The organism is Synechococcus sp. BA-124 BA4, assembly GCF_034931165.1.
In genome coordinates this window covers 1-16,351 of the sequence record NZ_JAYGIA010000101.1, presented here as the reverse complement: position 1 = coordinate 16,351, position 16,351 = coordinate 1, and the positions used below count along the sequence as shown (strand labels likewise).

At 67.4% G+C, this 16,351-nt stretch carries 14 protein-coding genes and 1 pseudogene; 9 read left to right on the top strand and 6 right to left on the bottom strand.

Features of this window, described 5'->3' with window-relative positions:
* Window positions 1-204 precede the first annotated feature (204 nt).
* Window positions 205-930, bottom strand: a complete 726-nt coding sequence (locus VB734_RS12890; RefSeq protein ID WP_323243467.1) for a polysaccharide deacetylase family protein — start codon at window positions 928-930, stop codon at window positions 205-207.
* Window positions 931-1,032: 102 nt separating this feature from the next.
* Between VB734_RS12890 and VB734_RS12885 the strand changes: the two genes are divergently transcribed.
* The 5 genes from VB734_RS12885 (at window position 1,033) to VB734_RS12865 (ending at window position 6,415) form a co-directional block, all read left to right on the top strand.
* Window positions 1,033-3,384 carry a S8 family peptidase gene (locus VB734_RS12885; RefSeq protein WP_323243466.1) on the top strand — a complete coding sequence of 784 codons (2,352 nt, stop codon included), beginning with the start codon at window positions 1,033-1,035 and terminating at the stop codon, window positions 3,382-3,384.
* A 202-nt stretch (window positions 3,385-3,586) separates the two neighbouring features.
* Window positions 3,587-4,027, top strand: coding sequence for an SRPBCC domain-containing protein (locus VB734_RS12880; protein ID WP_323243465.1), 441 nt, complete (start codon window positions 3,587-3,589; stop codon window positions 4,025-4,027).
* A gap of 342 nt (window positions 4,028-4,369) precedes the next feature.
* Entirely contained in the window at window positions 4,370-4,762 is a 393-nt protein-coding gene (locus VB734_RS12875; RefSeq protein WP_323243463.1) for a DUF1801 domain-containing protein, read from the top strand.
* Window positions 4,763-4,823: 61 nt separating this feature from the next.
* Window positions 4,824-6,035 (top strand): cytochrome P450, encoded by a 1,212-nt coding sequence (locus tag VB734_RS12870; RefSeq protein WP_323243462.1) that lies wholly within the window; start codon window positions 4,824-4,826, stop codon window positions 6,033-6,035.
* Between the two features lie 68 nt (window positions 6,036-6,103).
* Window positions 6,104-6,415 carry a hypothetical protein gene (locus tag VB734_RS12865; RefSeq protein WP_323243461.1) on the top strand — a complete coding sequence of 104 codons (312 nt, stop codon included), beginning with the start codon at window positions 6,104-6,106 and terminating at the stop codon, window positions 6,413-6,415.
* Between the two features lie 28 nt (window positions 6,416-6,443).
* On the opposite strand, the gene VB734_RS12860 is transcribed toward VB734_RS12865, so the two are convergent.
* Window positions 6,444-7,868 (bottom strand): mechanosensitive ion channel domain-containing protein, encoded by a 1,425-nt coding sequence (locus tag VB734_RS12860; RefSeq protein WP_323243460.1) that lies wholly within the window; start codon window positions 7,866-7,868, stop codon window positions 6,444-6,446.
* 72 nt (window positions 7,869-7,940) lie between these two features.
* The gene (locus tag VB734_RS12855) at window positions 7,941-8,732 is read right to left on the bottom strand and encodes a class I SAM-dependent methyltransferase (protein WP_323243459.1); all 792 of its coding nucleotides are present in this window, start codon (window positions 8,730-8,732) and stop codon (window positions 7,941-7,943) included.
* Between the two features lie 69 nt (window positions 8,733-8,801).
* Here VB734_RS12855 and VB734_RS12850 point away from each other — a divergent pair, with 69 nt between their 5' ends.
* On the top strand, window positions 8,802-9,236 hold the full coding sequence (locus VB734_RS12850; protein ID WP_323243458.1) for a hypothetical protein: 435 nt from the start codon (window positions 8,802-8,804) through the stop codon (window positions 9,234-9,236).
* Between the two features lie 3 nt (window positions 9,237-9,239).
* Here the strand turns inward: VB734_RS12850 and VB734_RS12845 are convergent, their stop codons facing one another.
* From VB734_RS12845 to VB734_RS12835, 3 genes are read right to left on the bottom strand one after another with little or no spacing between them, the layout of a single operon-like run.
* Window positions 9,240-10,085 carry a hypothetical protein gene (locus VB734_RS12845; RefSeq protein ID WP_323243457.1) on the bottom strand — a complete coding sequence of 282 codons (846 nt, stop codon included), beginning with the start codon at window positions 10,083-10,085 and terminating at the stop codon, window positions 9,240-9,242.
* A gap of 16 nt (window positions 10,086-10,101) precedes the next feature.
* Window positions 10,102-10,923 (bottom strand): hypothetical protein, encoded by an 822-nt coding sequence (locus VB734_RS12840; RefSeq protein WP_323243456.1) that lies wholly within the window; start codon window positions 10,921-10,923, stop codon window positions 10,102-10,104.
* A gap of 58 nt (window positions 10,924-10,981) precedes the next feature.
* Window positions 10,982-14,266, bottom strand: coding sequence for a CHAT domain-containing tetratricopeptide repeat protein (locus VB734_RS12835; RefSeq protein ID WP_323243455.1), 3,285 nt, complete (start codon window positions 14,264-14,266; stop codon window positions 10,982-10,984).
* A 242-nt stretch (window positions 14,267-14,508) separates the two neighbouring features.
* Between VB734_RS12835 and VB734_RS12830 the strand changes: the two genes are divergently transcribed.
* From VB734_RS12830 to VB734_RS12820, 3 genes and pseudogenes are all read left to right on the top strand, one after another.
* On the top strand, window positions 14,509-14,979 hold the full coding sequence (locus VB734_RS12830; RefSeq protein WP_323243454.1) for a GNAT family N-acetyltransferase: 471 nt from the start codon (window positions 14,509-14,511) through the stop codon (window positions 14,977-14,979).
* Entirely contained in the window at window positions 14,976-15,692 is a 717-nt protein-coding gene (locus VB734_RS12825) for an SDR family oxidoreductase (RefSeq protein ID WP_323243453.1), read from the top strand. Before VB734_RS12830 ends, VB734_RS12825 begins: the two co-directional genes overlap by 4 nt.
* Window positions 15,693-15,745: 53 nt before the next feature.
* Window positions 15,746-16,351, top strand: a pseudogene (locus tag VB734_RS12820) (hypothetical protein); the annotation flags it as partial.

Genomic DNA, 16,351 nt, shown 5'->3' with positions numbered 1-16,351 from the left:
GGCGTTGCCGGGCTCGAGGAAGGCCAGCTGGCCGGGGCCGGCGCGATCCAGGGCTTCGGCCCCGGTGATCTCCGGATCCCCCGCCAGGTCCCGCGGGCTGCCGTCCTGCACGGCGCCGATCCGGGTGAGCAGGCTGCTGAAGCGCATTCCCCAGGGGGCGGACGGCCCGGATCGTAGGCCCCACAGCCACCGGCGGACGACGGATCAGGGGGCCGGGTCGAGCAGCTCCTTGAGGGGCACGAAGCGGTAGCCGCGGCGGCGCAGGTCGGGAACGATGCAGCGCAGGGTGTCCAGGGTGCGGCCGCTGAGGCCCGGGGTGTCATGCAGCACCAGGATCCCGCCGGGGTGGGCATTGAGGCGCACGAACAGGCGCACGAACCAGAGGGGCGGCCGCAGGGTGTCCCAGGGGAAGATCGATCCCAGCACCAGGCGGTAGGAGCGGGCCGCCAGGGCATCGAGCATGGGCCGATGAAACCAGCCCTGGCCGGGGCGAAACCAGCGCCAGCGCAGGCTGGCGGGGGCAGCGGCCCGGGCGATGGCCCGCTCGGTATCGGTCAGCTGCTGCTGGAAGAGCGGTGGCGGCAGGGAGGCGGAGGACGCGTCGCGCCAGAGGTGGTTGCCGAGGTCGTGGCCCTGCTGCAGGGCGCGGCGGGGGAAGCGCTGGTCGCGCTCGAGGTGGGTGCCGATCAGGAAGAAGGTGGCCGGCACTTCGAGCTCCCGCAGCAGGGCCAGCAGGGCCTCCGAACCGGGGCCGCTGGGGCCGTCGTCGATGGTGAGGGCCAGCCGCTTCTGCCGGCCCCGGCCGCACCACACCACCTCCGGACACAGCGGAACCAGCAGCAGGCGGATCAGCAGGGAGGGCAGCAGCACCACCAGCACCACCACATCGAGCAGCAGCTCCACGGCCAGAACGGACAGCAGCAGGGTCATGGGTGGGAGCGGCCTCAAGAACGATGACAGCGGCGGTGGCTCGTGGCCCGGAGGCGGCCGGGCTGGCTAGGGCGGGGGTCGGTTCCCTTCCTGTGCGCCACCATGACCGCCCCGAAGAAAGCCGCCGCCGCCGGCAACGCCAGCGCCCCCACCACGCGGGGACAGGCCCGCACGGTGATCTACTGCCACGGAATCTCCAACATGCCCCCTGAAGGGGTGCTGCGCTCGGAGTGGGACCGGGCCCTGTTCGGCGCCGACCAGGGGGAGCGCACCCGCATGGCCTACTGGGTCGACCGGGAGCGCTACCCGGAGACGGCGGGCTTCTCCACCCGGGCGATCGGTGACGACCGAGCGACGCTGCAGCCGGGCTCGGAGGCGCTGCTGGCCGCCTCGATCCAGGACAGCGACGCGCCGGAAGCGTCGCAGGCGTTCGTGGAGGCGCTGACGGCCCAGCTGGAGGCGGCCGCCCAGACGGCGGCCCAGCGGGGGGCGCCGATGGGAGGACCGGCGACGCTCTCGGTGGAGGCGAAGGGGCTGTGGAGCCCGGTGACGGCGATGTTCACCAAGGCGTTCCTGGCGGATGTGAACGATTTCCTGTTCAACAAGACCAAGCGGCAGCGGATGGTGCAGACGGTGAAGGACCGGATCAGCACCGGCGGCGGTCCCTTCGTGGTGGTGGGACACAGCCAGGGGAGCATGGTGACCTACCAGGCGCTGATGGAGCTGGGCGCCGCCCTGGAGGTGGATCTGTACGTGACGATCGGCTCGCCGCTGGGGCTGCCCCAGGTGACCGACGTGCTGCAGAAGTGGCACGGCAAGAAGCTCCCCATCCCCGCCGGCGTGAAGCGCTGGGTGAACATCGCCCAGGACGGCGACATCGTCTGCCTTGACCAGAGCCTGGCCGATGAATACAGCGCCGCCGGCAAGCCGAAGATCGTCGATGAACGGGTGGTGGGGGTGGTGTGGCCGCCCAGCAAGGCCCATTCCGCCAGCCGCTACCTGTCGCGCCAGTCGACCCAGGAGACGGTGATGGCCGCGCTGGATCGCTCCCGCTTCCAGCCGGTGAGCCCGATGACGGTGGCCAGGAGCCTGGCCGATGCGCTGGATGTGGAGGCCACGGCCCGGGTGCCGGTGCTGATCGAGCTGGCGGATCGCTCGGCGGGGGCCGCCGAGGTGGGTGATTCGCTCCAGAAGGCGCGGGACGCTGTGCTGGAGTGGATCCGGACGCATGTGCTGCAGGGTCCGATCACCGCCGAGACGGTGTTTCTGGAAGACCAGCTGGATCGCTACGTGGCGGTGAACCTGACCCGCGCCGAAGTGGAGACGCTGGCGGGAGCGATGAGCCGCCAGTACGGCGCCACCTCGCCGGCGGTGTACCGGATGTTCAGCAACAGCCGCAAGAAGGCGCTGATGCACGATTCGATCCACACGGTGCAGGCCCGCACCGCCCAGCTGGGCTACAACGCCTGCGGCCAGGGGATCACCTGGGCGGTGCTCGACACCGGCATCGACCGGCAACACCCCCATTTCCATAACGCCGGCCTCGCCCCGAACGGAACGATCGCCGCCGAATGGGACTGCACCGCGCGGGGGGCGGTGAAACCGGGCAGCGGCAACGATGCCAACCGCCACGGCACCCATGTGGCGGGGATCATCGCCGGAGGGCTGCTGTCGGTGGGGGGCGATGACGGCCCGGACATGCTGGCCATGGCCCCCCGGGCCCGGATCGTCAGCTACAAGGTGCTGGCCGACAACGGCGGCGGCTACGACGCCTGGATCATCAAGGCGATCGACCACATCTGGCGGCAGAACCAGGAGGGACGGCGCCTGGCGGTCCAGGGGGTGAACCTAAGCCTGGGGGGACCGTTCGATCCGGCGAGCTTCGGCTGCGGCGATTCTCCCCTGTGCGCCTCCCTGCTGCGGCTGGTGCGCCAGGGGGTGCTGGTGGTGCTGGCGGCGGGCAACGAGGGCAGCGGCGACATCGTCGTGGACGGCTTCAGCGCCACACGCTCGTTCGATCTGTCAATCGGCGATCCGGCCAACCTCGATGAGGCGATCGCCGTGGGCTCGGTGCACCCGACCCTGCCGCACCGCTACGGCACCTCCTACTTCTCCTCGCGGGGCCCCACCGCCGATGGCCGCCTCAAGCCCGACGTGGTGGGCCCCGGGGAGCGGATCCTTTCGTGCCGCAGCAGCAGCGACCCGAAACGCACCCCCAACCGCGACAAGGGCAAGAGCCTCGATGAGCTCTATGTAGCGCTGTCGGGCACCAGCATGGCGGCGCCGCACGTCTCCGGCCTGCTGGCCGCCTTCCTCTCGGTGCGCAGCGAATTCATCGGCTATCCCGACCGGGTGAAGCGGATCCTGCTGGAGCACTGCACCGACCTGCAACGGGACCGCTACCACCAGGGGGCTGGCCTGCCGAATCTGTCGAGGATGTTGCTGGAGACCTGAGGGTTCACGGGTCCGTGAACCACGGCTAGGTTGCGCCGATACGAGACGCCAAGCAGGGTGGGGGTGAGGCTCTCAGCGATTGAGATTCAGCTGCTGGGTGTTTCACGGATAGGGGTGGCTCATGAGGTGTGGCTCAGGGAAGCCACCTATGATCAACTTATGCAGCTGATCAACTTATGCAGCCTCAGCCGAGAGACAAGTCATGAAACGGTTAACTTATTCAATCAAGATCAACAAACCCGTCAATCTGGTTTACGAAAAGCTACTGGACAAAGAAGTGTACCCAGCTTGGGCAAAGGCCTGGGGTGAAGGCATGACCTACGAAGGAGAGTGGAAAGAGGGGCAACACATCTCATTTTTTGACAAAACCCAAAGTGGCACGAAAGTACTTATCGAAAGGATCGTGCCCCATGAAACCATCAAGATGAAACATGTCGCCATGGTCAATCCTCAAAATATTGAAGTACCACTAACCGATCAGATGATGCGAAAGTGGATCGGTTCGCGAGAAGATTATTTCTTTAGGAAAGAAGGGGATGTCACGACGCTTGAGGTTGTCATGGTGGCCGATGAGGCATTTGAGGCAATGATGAACGCTTGGTCTCAAGCACTCCAGTTGTTCAAAAGTGCATGCGAAGCCTAACTACCGGAACAGCGGACGACGTTCCGCAGCCGCTGAACCGGAGCGCTAGGCTGAGAATCTTTGTTCCTCACTCAGCAAGGAACTCGGCACCATGGCACACCAGACCAATTCCTAGTAGCTTTCCGAGCTAAATGGACTGTCCATCCTAGTCATGCGCCTTGAAAACAAAACGCCGGAACGCGAATTTGAGCTCTCTTCTGCAGATAGGTCGTTGAATGCATTCGCGGTCTTAGACAACACAGCAGGTAGAATCATTCTGATCACGACTGAGAATCTCATCCGCAGCATAATCAGAGCTAGCTTGCTACGTTTGAAATACCTGACTGAGGAGGTTTTGATCACATGCACACCATCACCAGCATGGGCATCTTCGAAGACGTGGTGAAGAGAGCACCCAAAGAAGTTTGCGACATCTGTTTGGCGCTCAGATCCTTGATCGCTGGACTACACCCGGATGCTGTTGAGGTGCCCAGACCCGGAGAACCTTCGGCTGCCTATGGCTACGGTGAGAAGAAGATGTCTGAAGCCTATGCCTACATCATGCCGCAGAAGACCTACGCCAATCTTGGCTTCTACCACGGAGCCAGCATCGCCTCCACAGACTCACTCCTTGAGGGGACGGGCAAGACCCTCCGGCACATCAAGGTGCGCAGTGTCGTAATGGCCCAGTCCGATGCGATCAAAGCCGTTCTTCTGGCGGCGATGGACGAACGCAGGACGGCCCTCGGCCTCTGAATGGCCGAGGGCTAATTGGTCATGAGCTTCTCGTTACCGTGATGGCGTCATCGTCCCGACCATGACCGCAGCCCTGTTCAGCCCGGAGATGCTGGTCGATCCCTACCCGACCTACGCCGCGTTGCGGCGGACCGACCCGGTCCACTGGCATGAACCGTTCGGGGCCTGGGTGCTGACCCGCTACGACGATGTGGTGGCTGCCACCCAGGACCCACGGCTGCGCTCCGATCGCGCCGGCGGGATGGCCGAGCGCGCCAGCTGCCCCGAACTGCAGCGCCTCTTCGAGGTCATCGGGGCCCAGATGAACATCACCGACCCGGCACGTCACCATCGGCTCCGCGCCCTGGTGGCCAAGGTGTTCACCCCGCGGGCCGTGGATAACCTGCGGCCGGCCGTCGAGACGCTCGTGAATGAGCTGCTGGACCGGCTGCCGGAACAGGGCCGCTTCGATGTGATCGCCGACGTCGCCTTCCCACTGCCGGCTCGGGTGATCGCCCGCCTGCTCGGCCTGGAATCGGGCGACCTGGACCAGCTCAAGCGCTGGTCGGACGACTTCTCCACCGTCTTCGGCACCGACCCGTCCGCCGTGACCGCCGATCAGTACCAGCGGGCGTTGCAGAGCACCCACGAGCTGACCGCATTCTTCAGCGCTGAATTCGCCAAGCGCCGGGCGACGCCCGGGGACGATCTGTTGAGCCTGCTGGTTCAAGCCGAGATTGATGGCGATCGGCTCAGTGAGACGGAGCTGATCGCCAACGCCAATCTGTTCCTGGCGGCCGGCCACGGGACCACCACCCACCTGATCGGCAACGGCCTGCTGGCCCTGCTCCACCACCCCGACCAGCTCCAGCTGCTGCATGACGACCCGTCGCTGATTCCGAACGCTGTCGAGGAGTTCCTCCGCTACGACGGCACGGTGCAGTTCATGGTTCGAGAGGCTGGCGAGGATCTGACCATCGGCGGCCGCTCAATCCGCAAGGGGCAGCTGGTGTACCTGATGTTCGCCGCCGCCAATCACGACCCGGCCCGGTTCCCGGATCCCGACCGGCTCGATGTGCGTCGCCGGTTCGACGTCCACCTCGCCTTCGGCCATGGGCCCCACTACTGCCTGGGGGCAGCCCTGGCCCGGATGGAGGCCGGCGTCGCCTTCACCGCACTGCTGCGGCGCTGCCCAGAACTGGGCCTCACCGGCGAACCCCTGGCGTATCAGGACAACCTGGAGCTGCGCGGGCTCAAGGCGTTGCCGGTGGCCATGGATCACCGTTGGGCCTAGAAGCGGGTGATTGACGGCTTCCAACCCTGTCATGAGACTGCGTTGGACCCTCCCAGAGGTTGCTTGCAATGTCCGTGATTGCCGTCTTCACCTACAAGATCCGTCCCGGCCGCTTCGACGACATCATGGCCAAGTTGCAGCAGGCGGCCGGTCCTGAATTCCAGAGCCCGGTGATGCCCAGAGCCGTCCGTCTGTTGCGCAATGCGGTGCCGGGTCCGGACACGACCTCGCTCCTTCTCCACATCGAATACGACGACATGGCGGCCTACGGCGCCCGAACGGCCTGGGAAAACCAGAACCCGGCCTGGCAGGAGCTGTTCGCCGCCAGGCCGGATTCCCCGGAGGAGCTTGAGTCCGTTCAACTGCTCGTTGAGCTCTGAGGATCGGAAGGCGATCGCCGATCGACGCTCAGTCCACCTCCGTTTCCACCGAAGCCATCGCCGGACGTCCGGCCAACACCCGCTTCAGCCGCTCGCGGAACCATTGCAGGGGGTGGCCCATGTCGGCGTCCCCGAGCAGGCCGCGCTGGCGCAGGCAATCCTCGTAGCTGCGCAGCACGTCGCTGCGGCGAGCCACCTCGCGGGCGACGGTGTCGGCGAATTCGGGCCGCGAGGCCAGCAGGGCGCGGAAGCTGCCGCTGGGGACGACGAACAGCGTCGTGTCCTCGGCCGCCACCATGGTGGTGGGATAGGGCACCTGGAGCAGCAGCGGCAGTTCCCCGAAGAACTCCCCGGCGCTGAAGGTGAACAGCTTGCGGCTCACCCGCTCCGTTTCGTGAATCGCATCCACCGCGCCACTCAGCACCAGGTGGAAGGAGCGGCCCTCCTCCCCCTGCCGCACCAGCACCGTGCCGGCAGGCGCCTGACGGCGGGCTCCGCTGCCCACCAGTTCCCGCAGGCGCCGGTCATCCATGCTGCTGAAGCAGGGATGGTCGGGCAGGGACGACCGCAGGGGATGCCAGTCCTCGCCCCCTCCGTCCTGTGCGATGGCGCGTCGGGAGGGCAGCAGCTGGATCCGCTGACGGGCCCCGGCCAGCTCGATATGTCGCTCCCTGAGCCCCTGCTCGATCGCGTAGTTGAGCGAACTGCGCAGGCTGAGGCTGGCGTCGATCGCCGAGGTCCAGGCCCACAGCTCGAACGCCATCCCCTGGCCCTGGAGGCCATGCAGCAGCACCTTCGGCGGCGGATCGGCCAGCACCGTGGGTTCGGCCAGGGCCGCCTCCAGCAGCGCCTCGGTCACGGCCAGGGGGTCGCTGCCATGGGCCACCGTCACCGCCACATCCACCCGGCCATCGGAGCTCTGGTAGCTGAGGTTCTTCACCGGCGCATTGGTGATGGCCGAATTGGGCACCACGATCTCGGCGCCCTGGAAGGTGCGGATCACGGTGGAGCGGATCGAGATCTCCCTGATGAAGCCGCTGGTGTCGCCGAACTCGATCTGGTCACCCACCTTCAGCTTCCCCTCCATCAGCAGGGTGAGGCCGCTGGTGAGGTTGCGGGTGAGCTCCTGCAGCCCGAAGCCGATCCCCACCCCCAGGGCCCCGAAGATGACGGCCAGGGCGCCGATGTCGAGCCCCATCCCCTGGGCCACCACCACATAGCCCAGGGCGGCCAGCCCCATCGACACGAGGGTGGCCACCGCCTCCCGCCGCCCCTCCGGCAATGCAAACCAGCGCAGCACCCGTCCGGCCAGCAGCCGCTTCAAGACCCGCGCCGCCAGGCTCACGGCCAGCAGCAGCAGCAGCACCTGCAGGATCCAGAGCAGGGAGAAGCTCTGGCGGCCCAGGGGCAGCAGCGGGGCCGTGAACAGCCTCTGAAAGCGTTCGAGATCCACCGCTTGGGCTCCGGCGTTGCTCCCTTCTAGTCCGGGTGGGCGGCGTCATGCTGTGCGCGGCGGGCCAGGGGTTCAGCCTCCGGCGGAGAGGGCACCGGAGCGCGATGGCCGGAGTCGATCCCGAAGGCCCCACCGGCACCAGCAGACGAGACGATGGAGGTTCTCACGAACTGCCAGGGGCCACCATCTCCCATAGCCCAACCGGGCCAGGCTCTGCCCGTAACCAACACTGGAGTCCGGCAGGATCACAAAGTCGCCCCCTCTGACATAGAACTGCAGGGGGCTCCGGTGCGTCAGAGCCAGAAAACGCAGGCCATTTCTGACAGAACTCCAGCCGAAGTCATCGCCACAGACGAGGCCCTGTTCCGACGTGACCTTGAGGGCTCCGGCAACGTCCGTCAGCACGGAGTGGGTGTCATGGGCACCATCGACGTAGACCACATCAAAGGCGAGGCCCTGCTGGGCAAAGAACGGCAGGGCGGCGGATGAGGCGGCCCTGAACGGCACGATCCTGTCCTGGAGGCCACTGTCCCAGACGTTGCACAGGAAGTCGTCGAAGAACGTCGGTCCGTAGTCAGTGAGAGAGAGCTTGTCCAGGTTCCACTCCTCGCCGCAACTGCTCAGGAAATGCTCAACGGAGCCCAGCCAGGTGTCCACGCAGTGGACGACAGCATCCGGCTGGACGTCCTTAGCAGCCTCGGCCCAGGCGATCGATGAGGCTCCCATCCAGCTGCCGATCTCGAGAATGCTGGACGGCTTGACAAGCCGGCAGATGTCGCCGAAGAGGGGCTGCGATCTGGGCGTCGCGCTTGCTTTCGAGCGACTGATTCTCGGCTGAGGACAGGACGATGGGAAGGGATACATGATCTGACGGCCTACTCCTTGGTCCGAAGCTATGGCAGTGTTTCCTGACTGTCCAGAAGTTACAGCACGGTGCCCCAACCCTTCCGCCCGCTTGCTGCAGCCGATTCACCGCGGAAGCGCATCCTCACCGTGATGATGGCCCTCGCCCTGGGTACAACGCCCTCCTGGGCTGCCCCGGCCGCGCCACCCTGCGAGGCGGCGCTGGGCACCTGGGACTACGTGGCACCCAGCAAGCCGGGGCGGGCCGTGGTCACCAGGCTGACCGACGGTCGCCATCACCTGGTGTGGATCGTGTCGGAAGCCGGAGGGACCGCCGCCGGAGCCTGGGAGGGAAGCTGCGAGGGCTCCCGGCGCACCTGGCGCGTGCTGTTCCCTTCGGATCCCGGCATCTCCGGGCTGAAGGTCGTGGAGGAGTTCGAGGTGGACGGCGATGCGATCCGCTTCTGGCTTCTGGGCCCGGATGGCAAGCGTGGGCCGATGGGTGGCGCCCGTCGTCTCCCCTGAGGGCTACGAACCTCCGGCGAGCCCGACCTGCACGCTCTGCTCATTCAGAAAATAGTTCGCATCAAAGGCCTTCAGCTTTCGATCCATCAGCCGATCCTGCTTCTCCGGATCATCGAGGCGCAGGCAGTCGGAGGGGTTGCCGTCCACGCACAGCAGTGGAATGACCACATCACTTTTGTCATACCCCCACTCCAACACCCTCCCACCCAGCAGGGCGTTGCCCTTGGGCGGCTCCCGCGTCAGGACGGGAACCAGCACATCCACCTGGGCCGCATAGGCTCCCGGGGGCAGGGAAACGATCACCGAACGGTGAATGGTTTCGCCGGGATTGATGTGGTCGTCGACGAACAACTTGCCGGCCGCTTCGGTGGGATAGGGCTGGAGCACCGCCCCCCTCTCCACGTGGATGGCATCAAAGGGTCCGCTGGCGCGACTCGAGAACGTGGAGCGATTCAGCACCTGGCGGCGAATCGGGAACAGTTCCCAGAAGCTGCTGAGCAGGTAGAGCCGGCGGGTGCTGGCGTTGGTGGCGCTGACCTTCAGTTCCCGTTGCAGGGATCCTGGCGATGGGCCGCTCGCGCCGCCGCCGGCCACCGGGGTCAGGCTGATCTCCAGGCTGATGCTGGCGGGCGCCTGGGAGGGCACATAGATCTCCTTCCAGAGGAAGGTGTAGATCCCCCAGGAGGCGGCGATGATGATGCCCAGCGTCCTGACCCATTCGTGCAGCGATGGCGAGCGCAGCCAGGGGGGCAGGCGCAGCGATCCCGCCCTGGCTCGGGCGCCGGGCATGCCTTTCGGGGGCAGCGTCTCACGCTCTGCATGGGGCTTGATCGGGGGTTCGCTGCTCACGGGCTCTGGGAGGGCCTCACTTCTGCCCGGTGAAACTGGGCACACGCCGCGGGCAGGGGGAGTTGGGCAGCCTCCTGCAGCGCCGGTTCATCACCGCCATCGTGTTGAACGCGGCCCGGTCCGTCCCCGTGGCCAGGGCGCTCAGCAGCGCTGGATCGGGCACCTGGTCCCTGGCGAGCTGGGCCATCGCCTCATCGGAGCAACCCGCCAGTTCCGTCATGCCGAGGCCGGTGAGCAGGGCATAGGAGCGCTGGCTGCGGGTTCCCATCTGCTCGGCCATGGCGGTGCCGTAGGCCCCGTTGGCCGGAGCCACGAGTTGATCGGGCTTGGGTGGGTCCTGGGGCCCGGGTTGCAGCCCGGTGGCACCGATCAGCACCCCCGCCAGGCAGTTGGCCTGAAGATTGGCGACGGCGGGTGAACGGCGCGAGGCTCCCTGATGGCTCAGGATCGCGGTGCCCAGGCCGGTCCCGACCCAGTAGGCCAGGCCCCACTCCCCGTGGCGGCTGGCTGCCTTCTCCAACCTGGTGCGATCCAGCAGCAGCTTGCCGCTGGCGGCACAGACCAGCGCTGGGCTCTGGACTCCCACCGCCGCGTTGGTCGCCGTGCCGGCCCCGGGGCAGGCCGACTGGGGCGTCTGGCCGGCGGGAAGCACCTCGATGGCCGGCCAGGGCAGCCTGGCGGTGCCTGGATCCGTGTTCCAGCTCTGGCGGAGCTGGCCGGCGATGGACGCCACCATGGCGTCCAGTTCCGGGGCAGCGGCCCCAGGGGCCACCGGCGCCAGCAGCGAGGCGGTGACCAGCAGAACGCCCAGTGCCGCAGACCCCTGTTGGTATGGCATGGGAAGAACCAACAACAGGCGACCTCCGGTTCAGTCTGCCTGGTGTGCAGGCGATGGCTCACAACCCCGGGATCGGCCCCCCGTCGCCGGTGAGCTGCCACGCAGCCCAGAACTTGTGGTCGGCCCAGTCCGGCTCCGGCGGGTTGCTGCGGAACTCCTGCTGCACCGCCGCCAGCGCCTCCATGCGACCCATCCCCCGCTTGAGCAGGGCGACGTAGCGCTGCATGAACGCCGCCGTGGCCTCATCGTCCACCTTCCACAGGGACAGCAGGGTGGAGCGGGCGCCGGCCACGGTGAGGGCCCGCTGCAGGCCGTAGACCCCCTCGCCGGTCTGCAGGGTGCCGGAGGCGGTGTCACAGGCGGAGAGCACCACCAGCTCGGTGCCATCGAGTTGCAGCTGGGCCGCCTCCTTGGCGGTGAGATAGCCGTCATCGCTGGCCATCGCGGCGGGTGCGGCCGCCCGACTGCGGTTGGCGCCCGCCAGCACGATGCCGCTGTTCAGCAGCGGGTCGTCGCTGCCAGAGGTGAAGAACCCGTGGCTGGCGATGTGCAACACCCTGGGGCCGCGCGCCTGCTGCAGCACGGCGGTGGTGGCGGCGGATCCCTGGTACAGGGCAGCGCCGAGACGTTCGGCGATCCAGCTCCCCTCGGCGGCCGTGGCAGGGAGGGGTTGCCACTGGCCCGGGCCACCGAAATCAGGGGCGGCGAGCACCAGGGCCCGCTGGGCTCCAGCCCCGGGGCTGCCCAGAGTGAGCAGGTCACGGCCGCTGGTGAGGATCCGCAGCTGCACCTGCTGGCCCAGGATGGGGGCGGAGTCGGACTCGGCCCCGCTCGGACTCCTGGTGGGCGCCGGCAGGGCCGTGAATGGGATGCGGCTCAGCTCGCCATCGGGGGAGACGAACCAGCGCCGCCGCGCCTGCAGCTGCGGCAGCAGGGGCTCCAGCACCTGCTGGCTCACTTGGGCCCAGAACGGTCCGGCGGGGCGGTTGCGGGCCAGGCTCTCGGCCAGGGCCCGCTGGATCAGGGGATCGATGGCCGCCGCCGGGCCGAGGTCCACCGCGCGGGTCTCCCCATCGGGGAACAGCAGCATCGCCAGATAGCGCGCCTCCCCCCAGCTCCTGGCCTCCGGTTGACGGGCGTCGTAGGGGCGGAAGCGTTGGAATTCGATCAGCACCCCATCCGCCGGCAGGGCGGCGGCCACCTGGGCGGCGTCCACCAGGCGCGGAGTCAGGGCCGGTAACTGGCGGTAGAGCTCCTGCTCCAGCCGATCCCGCTCCTGCTGCAGCGTGCGTCGCTGCGGCTCACTGAGATTCACATCGGCCAGGCGGGCCGTGATCGCCGTGAGCTGACCCACCAGGATCTGCTGGGCCGGAGAACCACGGCCCAGCTGGGCCTGGCGCCGTTCGATGTCCTGCAGCAGACCATGGCGGTTCAGGCGGGTGAACAGGGCCAGGGAGGCGCCCGCCGGGGTCGTGGCCACAAGGGAATAGGGGATTTCCCAGACGTTGCCGAGGGCCTTGATCTGCTCCTGCCGCCGGGCCTGGGGCAGCAGGGGGGCTTCCCGCTGCAGAAACAGGGACTGGCTGCCGATGCCGCGACGCAGCAGGGGTTCGGCCCTGGCCTCAGCCCCCTGGCTCAGGTACCCCTTGGCCAGATTATTGACGCTGAGGGCGGTCGTGGGGTGATCGGGCCCCAGCGCGGTCTCGTAGATCCCCATGGCACGCAGGAAGAGGGGTTCCGCCTTGGCATGGGCGCCCTGAAGCCGGTAGAGATCCGCCAGGTTGTTGAGGCTGCCGGCCGTATCGGGATGGTCGGGCCCCAGGGCCTTCTCCCGGATCGCCAGGGCGCGTCGGTGCAGCGGCTGGGCCCCTTCGGCGGCACCCTGGTTGTCGAGGAGCACCGCGAGGTTGTTGAGGCCCGTGGCGGTGACGGGGTGGGCGGGCCCCAGTGTCTTCTCCTGGATGGCCAGGGCGCGGCGCAGCAGAGGATCGGCGCGGTCGTAAGCGCCCTGATCGCTGTACAGCATGGCCAGGTTGTTGAGGCTGGCGGCGGTATCGGCGTGGCCGGAACCGAGCGCCTTCTCCCGGATCGCCAGGGCACGACCCAGCAGGAGCTCCGCCTTCGCGTAGGCACCCTGATTCCGATAGAGCAGCGCCAGGTTACCCAGGCTGGTGGCCGTGTCGGGGTGGTCAGGACCCAATACCTTTTCGTTGATCGCCAGGGCGCGCAGATAGAGGGGTTCGGCCTTGCCGAAGGCACCCTGGTTCTCCTGGAGCGCCGCCAGGTTGTTGAGGCTGGTGGCGGTGTCGGGGTGATCGTCACCCAGCGCCTTCTGCTTGATGGCCAGGGTGCGGCGCAGCAGGGGCTCCGCCTCGGCATAGCGGCCCTGGTTGATGTAGAGCGTTGCCAGATTATTGAGGCTGAGAGCCGTTTCCTGATGGTCAGGCCCTCGCCGCTTCTCCATCATCGCAAGGGCGCGCAGATAGAGGGGTTCGGCCTTGGAGTAAGCGCCCATATCGCTATACAGCAGACCAAGCGTGACCAGGCCAACGGCGAGATCAGGGTGATCAGGATCAAGTGTTTTCTCCCTGATGGCCAGAGCACGAAGAAGCAGGGGTTCGGCCTTCCGATAGAGGTTCAGCTTGCTGTAATGGAGCCCAAGACTGATGAGACTTGTCGAGGTGTCAAGATGATCAGGGCCCAGCGCCCTCTCTCTGATCCTGAGGCCGCGCAGATAGAAGGGTTCCGCTATCGCATACTTGGCCTGATTGGTGTAAAGCAGTCCAAGGTTGTCGAAGCCGAGGGCGAGCCCCGGATGGTCAGGCCCCAAAGCCTTCTCGGCGATGGCAATGGCTCGCAGGTAGAGCGGTTCGGCCTTGGCGTTGTTGTTCTGCTTGGAATACAACCAGGCGAGGTTGTTGATGCTGAGGGCGGTGAAGGGATGGTCCGGCCCGAGGATCCTGGTTCTGATCGCCAGGGCACGAACAAGAAGGGGCTCTGCCTTGGAAAAGGCGCTCTCCTTGATGTACAGCAGCCCGAGGTTGTTGAGGCTTGTGGCGGTATCGGGATGGTCGGGCCCCTGCGCCTTCTCACGCCAGGCCAGCACCTGTTCCCATACCAACGCCGCCTTTGCGTAGTCGCCCTTGGCTTCGAGGGCGTTGGCCTGGTCCATCCACTCCCAGACCTGGGCTGGGATCTGGGGATAGCGCTCACCCAACGGCTGGGCGAGCCACCCCTGCAGCCGTGGCCGTGGTGACTGGCCTTGGTGATCGATGGCCGCCGACGGCTGCCCATCCGCCAGCAGGAGCATGGCGAAAGCGGCTCCCCAACGGAACAGGGCCAACGAGGAACGAGCGGACCGCGCCATGGGCGAACGGGGAGGCTCCGGCGCGACGCCAGAGGTGCCTGGAATCCGTCGGGCACCGATCACCAAAGTCTTCCCGCCTCCGGTACGGGGTCCAGCATGGACGGTTCCCCGGTCTCTGGCTGGTGCTGGCGCAGAGCGATGGGGTGGGCGTTGCGCCGCATCCTGCCCGCACCCCGATCACGACCACACTGGCCAGATGATGTGGATCACGTCTGCCCATGACGATTCAGCCCTCCGTCCGTGTTCTCGGACCGGCCGACATGGGCACCCTGCGCTCCCTCCTGGCCCTGTTTGCCGACGCCTTCGACGATCCCGGGAGGTATCCCGAGCGGCAGCCTTCGGATCCGTACCTGCACGATCTGCTGGCCGGTGAGATGTTCCTGGCGATCGTCGCCGAGACCGGGACGCGGGTAGTGGGTGGACTGACGGGCTATGTCCTGCCGAAATTTGAGCAGGAGTGCCGCGAGTTCTACCTCTACGACCTCGCCGTGGCTCTCGATCACCGGCGCCGGGGGCTGGCCACGGCGATGATCGAGCGCCTCAGGACGCTCGCCGCCGAGCGGGGCTTTGACGGGATCTTCGTCCAGGCCCATCGCGACGACGGGCCCGCCGTCGCCCTCTACGCCAGGCTGGGTGTCGGGGAGGATGTGCTGCACTTCGACATCGCCCCTGCGGGAGCGGGTCCATGAAACTGATGGTGGTCGGGGCCAGCCGCGGGCTTGGCCGTGCCTTTGTCGAGGGTCTGGGCAGCGCCGGTGACACGGTGATCGGCGTCTCGCGGCGACGGCCCGATGGCCTGCGGCTGCCGACGGGCGTCGAGCTCGGCTGGATCGAGGCGGATCTGGCGGAGCCGCTGCCGGCGGTCCGGTGGATCGAGCAGCAGGCACCCGCCCAGCTGGATGTGCTGATCTACAACCTCGGCGTCTGGGAAGCGAACGCCTTCAGCGAGGCCTACAGCTTCCTGGAGGATCACGACGAGAGCATCGCCACCATGGTGGCCATCAACATCACCGGCGCGCTGATGCTGCTGCGGCGCCTGATTCCGCGGCTGCTCGGCTCCCCCAGGCCCCAGCTGATCCTCACGGGCTCCACCTCCGGCCTGCGCAGGAGCGGGCAGCCGGAGGTGACCTTCGGCGCCTCCAAGTTCGCCCTCACCGGCATCGCCGATGCCCTGCGCGAGAGTTTCCGGGACCAGCAGCTGGCGGTGACCTGTCTGCAGCTGGGCTACCTCAACACCGACGACGGCCTGGAGGTGCCGCCCGAGGCGGCCGCCGGGCGCGGTGAGGGCCGGCAGATTCCGCTCCACGACGTGATCCGGACCGTCTCGGCCCTGCTGCAGCTCTCGCCGGCGTCCTTCGTGCGCGAGCTGGTGCTGCCCGCCATCGGCGACGAACGGTTCTAACTGGCGGGGCACCCCTACGCTGCTGCCACAACACTGCTGGCGGATTGATCGCGTTGAGCGCCACGGTTCGCGGCGCCCGGCGCAACGGACTGGGGCTGCTGCTCACGCCGCTGGTGCTGCTGCGCCGCTCCGTGCAGGGGCTGGCCCTGGCCCTCGAGCGGATGATCTGGCGGGAACTGATCGAGGACGAGGTCCCCGCCAACCCGCTCGTCAGCCTGCTGGCCTTCCTGCTGTTCTCCGGCCTCTGCCTGCTGGTCAGCCTCCAGGGGGCCGTGGGCTATGTGATCGGCCTGCTGCTCTTCCTGCTGCCGATGGAGTGGCTGATGGCCCGGCTGGGCTTCGGCGCACCGCTGCAGCGGCGGGTGCTGCTGCAGAGCTGGGGCGAGCGCCTCCGCCTGTTCGTGGACACGCCCGGGGGCAGCGAGCGGCTGGAGGTGGACCGGGCCGCCATCACGGCCGTGCGGATCCGCCAGGCCAGCGTCCAGCTGCCGCCGCTGGGGGAGCGGCCCCTCGGCTGGGATCTGGTTCTGGCGGTGGCCGATCCCCCCAGGGAGCACCTGCTGGCCCGTGCCGCCAGCCTCTACGGCACCTGGCAGCAGGCCCACGCCCTGGCCGCCGATCTGGGGGTGCCCCTGCGCCTGGCCGGCGCCCTCGACGCC

Coding starts and splice junctions, on each gene's coding strand:
- VB734_RS12890 (WP_323243467.1), bottom strand. CDS start 930: ATGACCCTGCTGCTGTCCGTTCTGGCCGTGGAGCTGCTGCTCGATGTG.
- VB734_RS12885 (WP_323243466.1), top strand. CDS start 1,033: ATGACCGCCCCGAAGAAAGCCGCCGCCGCCGGCAACGCCAGCGCCCCC.
- VB734_RS12880 (WP_323243465.1), top strand. CDS start 3,587: ATGAAACGGTTAACTTATTCAATCAAGATCAACAAACCCGTCAATCTG.
- VB734_RS12875 (WP_323243463.1), top strand. CDS start 4,370: ATGCACACCATCACCAGCATGGGCATCTTCGAAGACGTGGTGAAGAGA.
- VB734_RS12870 (WP_323243462.1), top strand. CDS start 4,824: ATGACCGCAGCCCTGTTCAGCCCGGAGATGCTGGTCGATCCCTACCCG.
- VB734_RS12865 (WP_323243461.1), top strand. CDS start 6,104: ATGTCCGTGATTGCCGTCTTCACCTACAAGATCCGTCCCGGCCGCTTC.
- VB734_RS12855 (WP_323243459.1), bottom strand. CDS start 8,732: ATGTATCCCTTCCCATCGTCCTGTCCTCAGCCGAGAATCAGTCGCTCG.
- VB734_RS12840 (WP_323243456.1), bottom strand. CDS start 10,923: ATGCCATACCAACAGGGGTCTGCGGCACTGGGCGTTCTGCTGGTCACC.
- VB734_RS12830 (WP_323243454.1), top strand. CDS start 14,509: ATGACGATTCAGCCCTCCGTCCGTGTTCTCGGACCGGCCGACATGGGC.
- VB734_RS12825 (WP_323243453.1), top strand. CDS start 14,976: ATGAAACTGATGGTGGTCGGGGCCAGCCGCGGGCTTGGCCGTGCCTTT.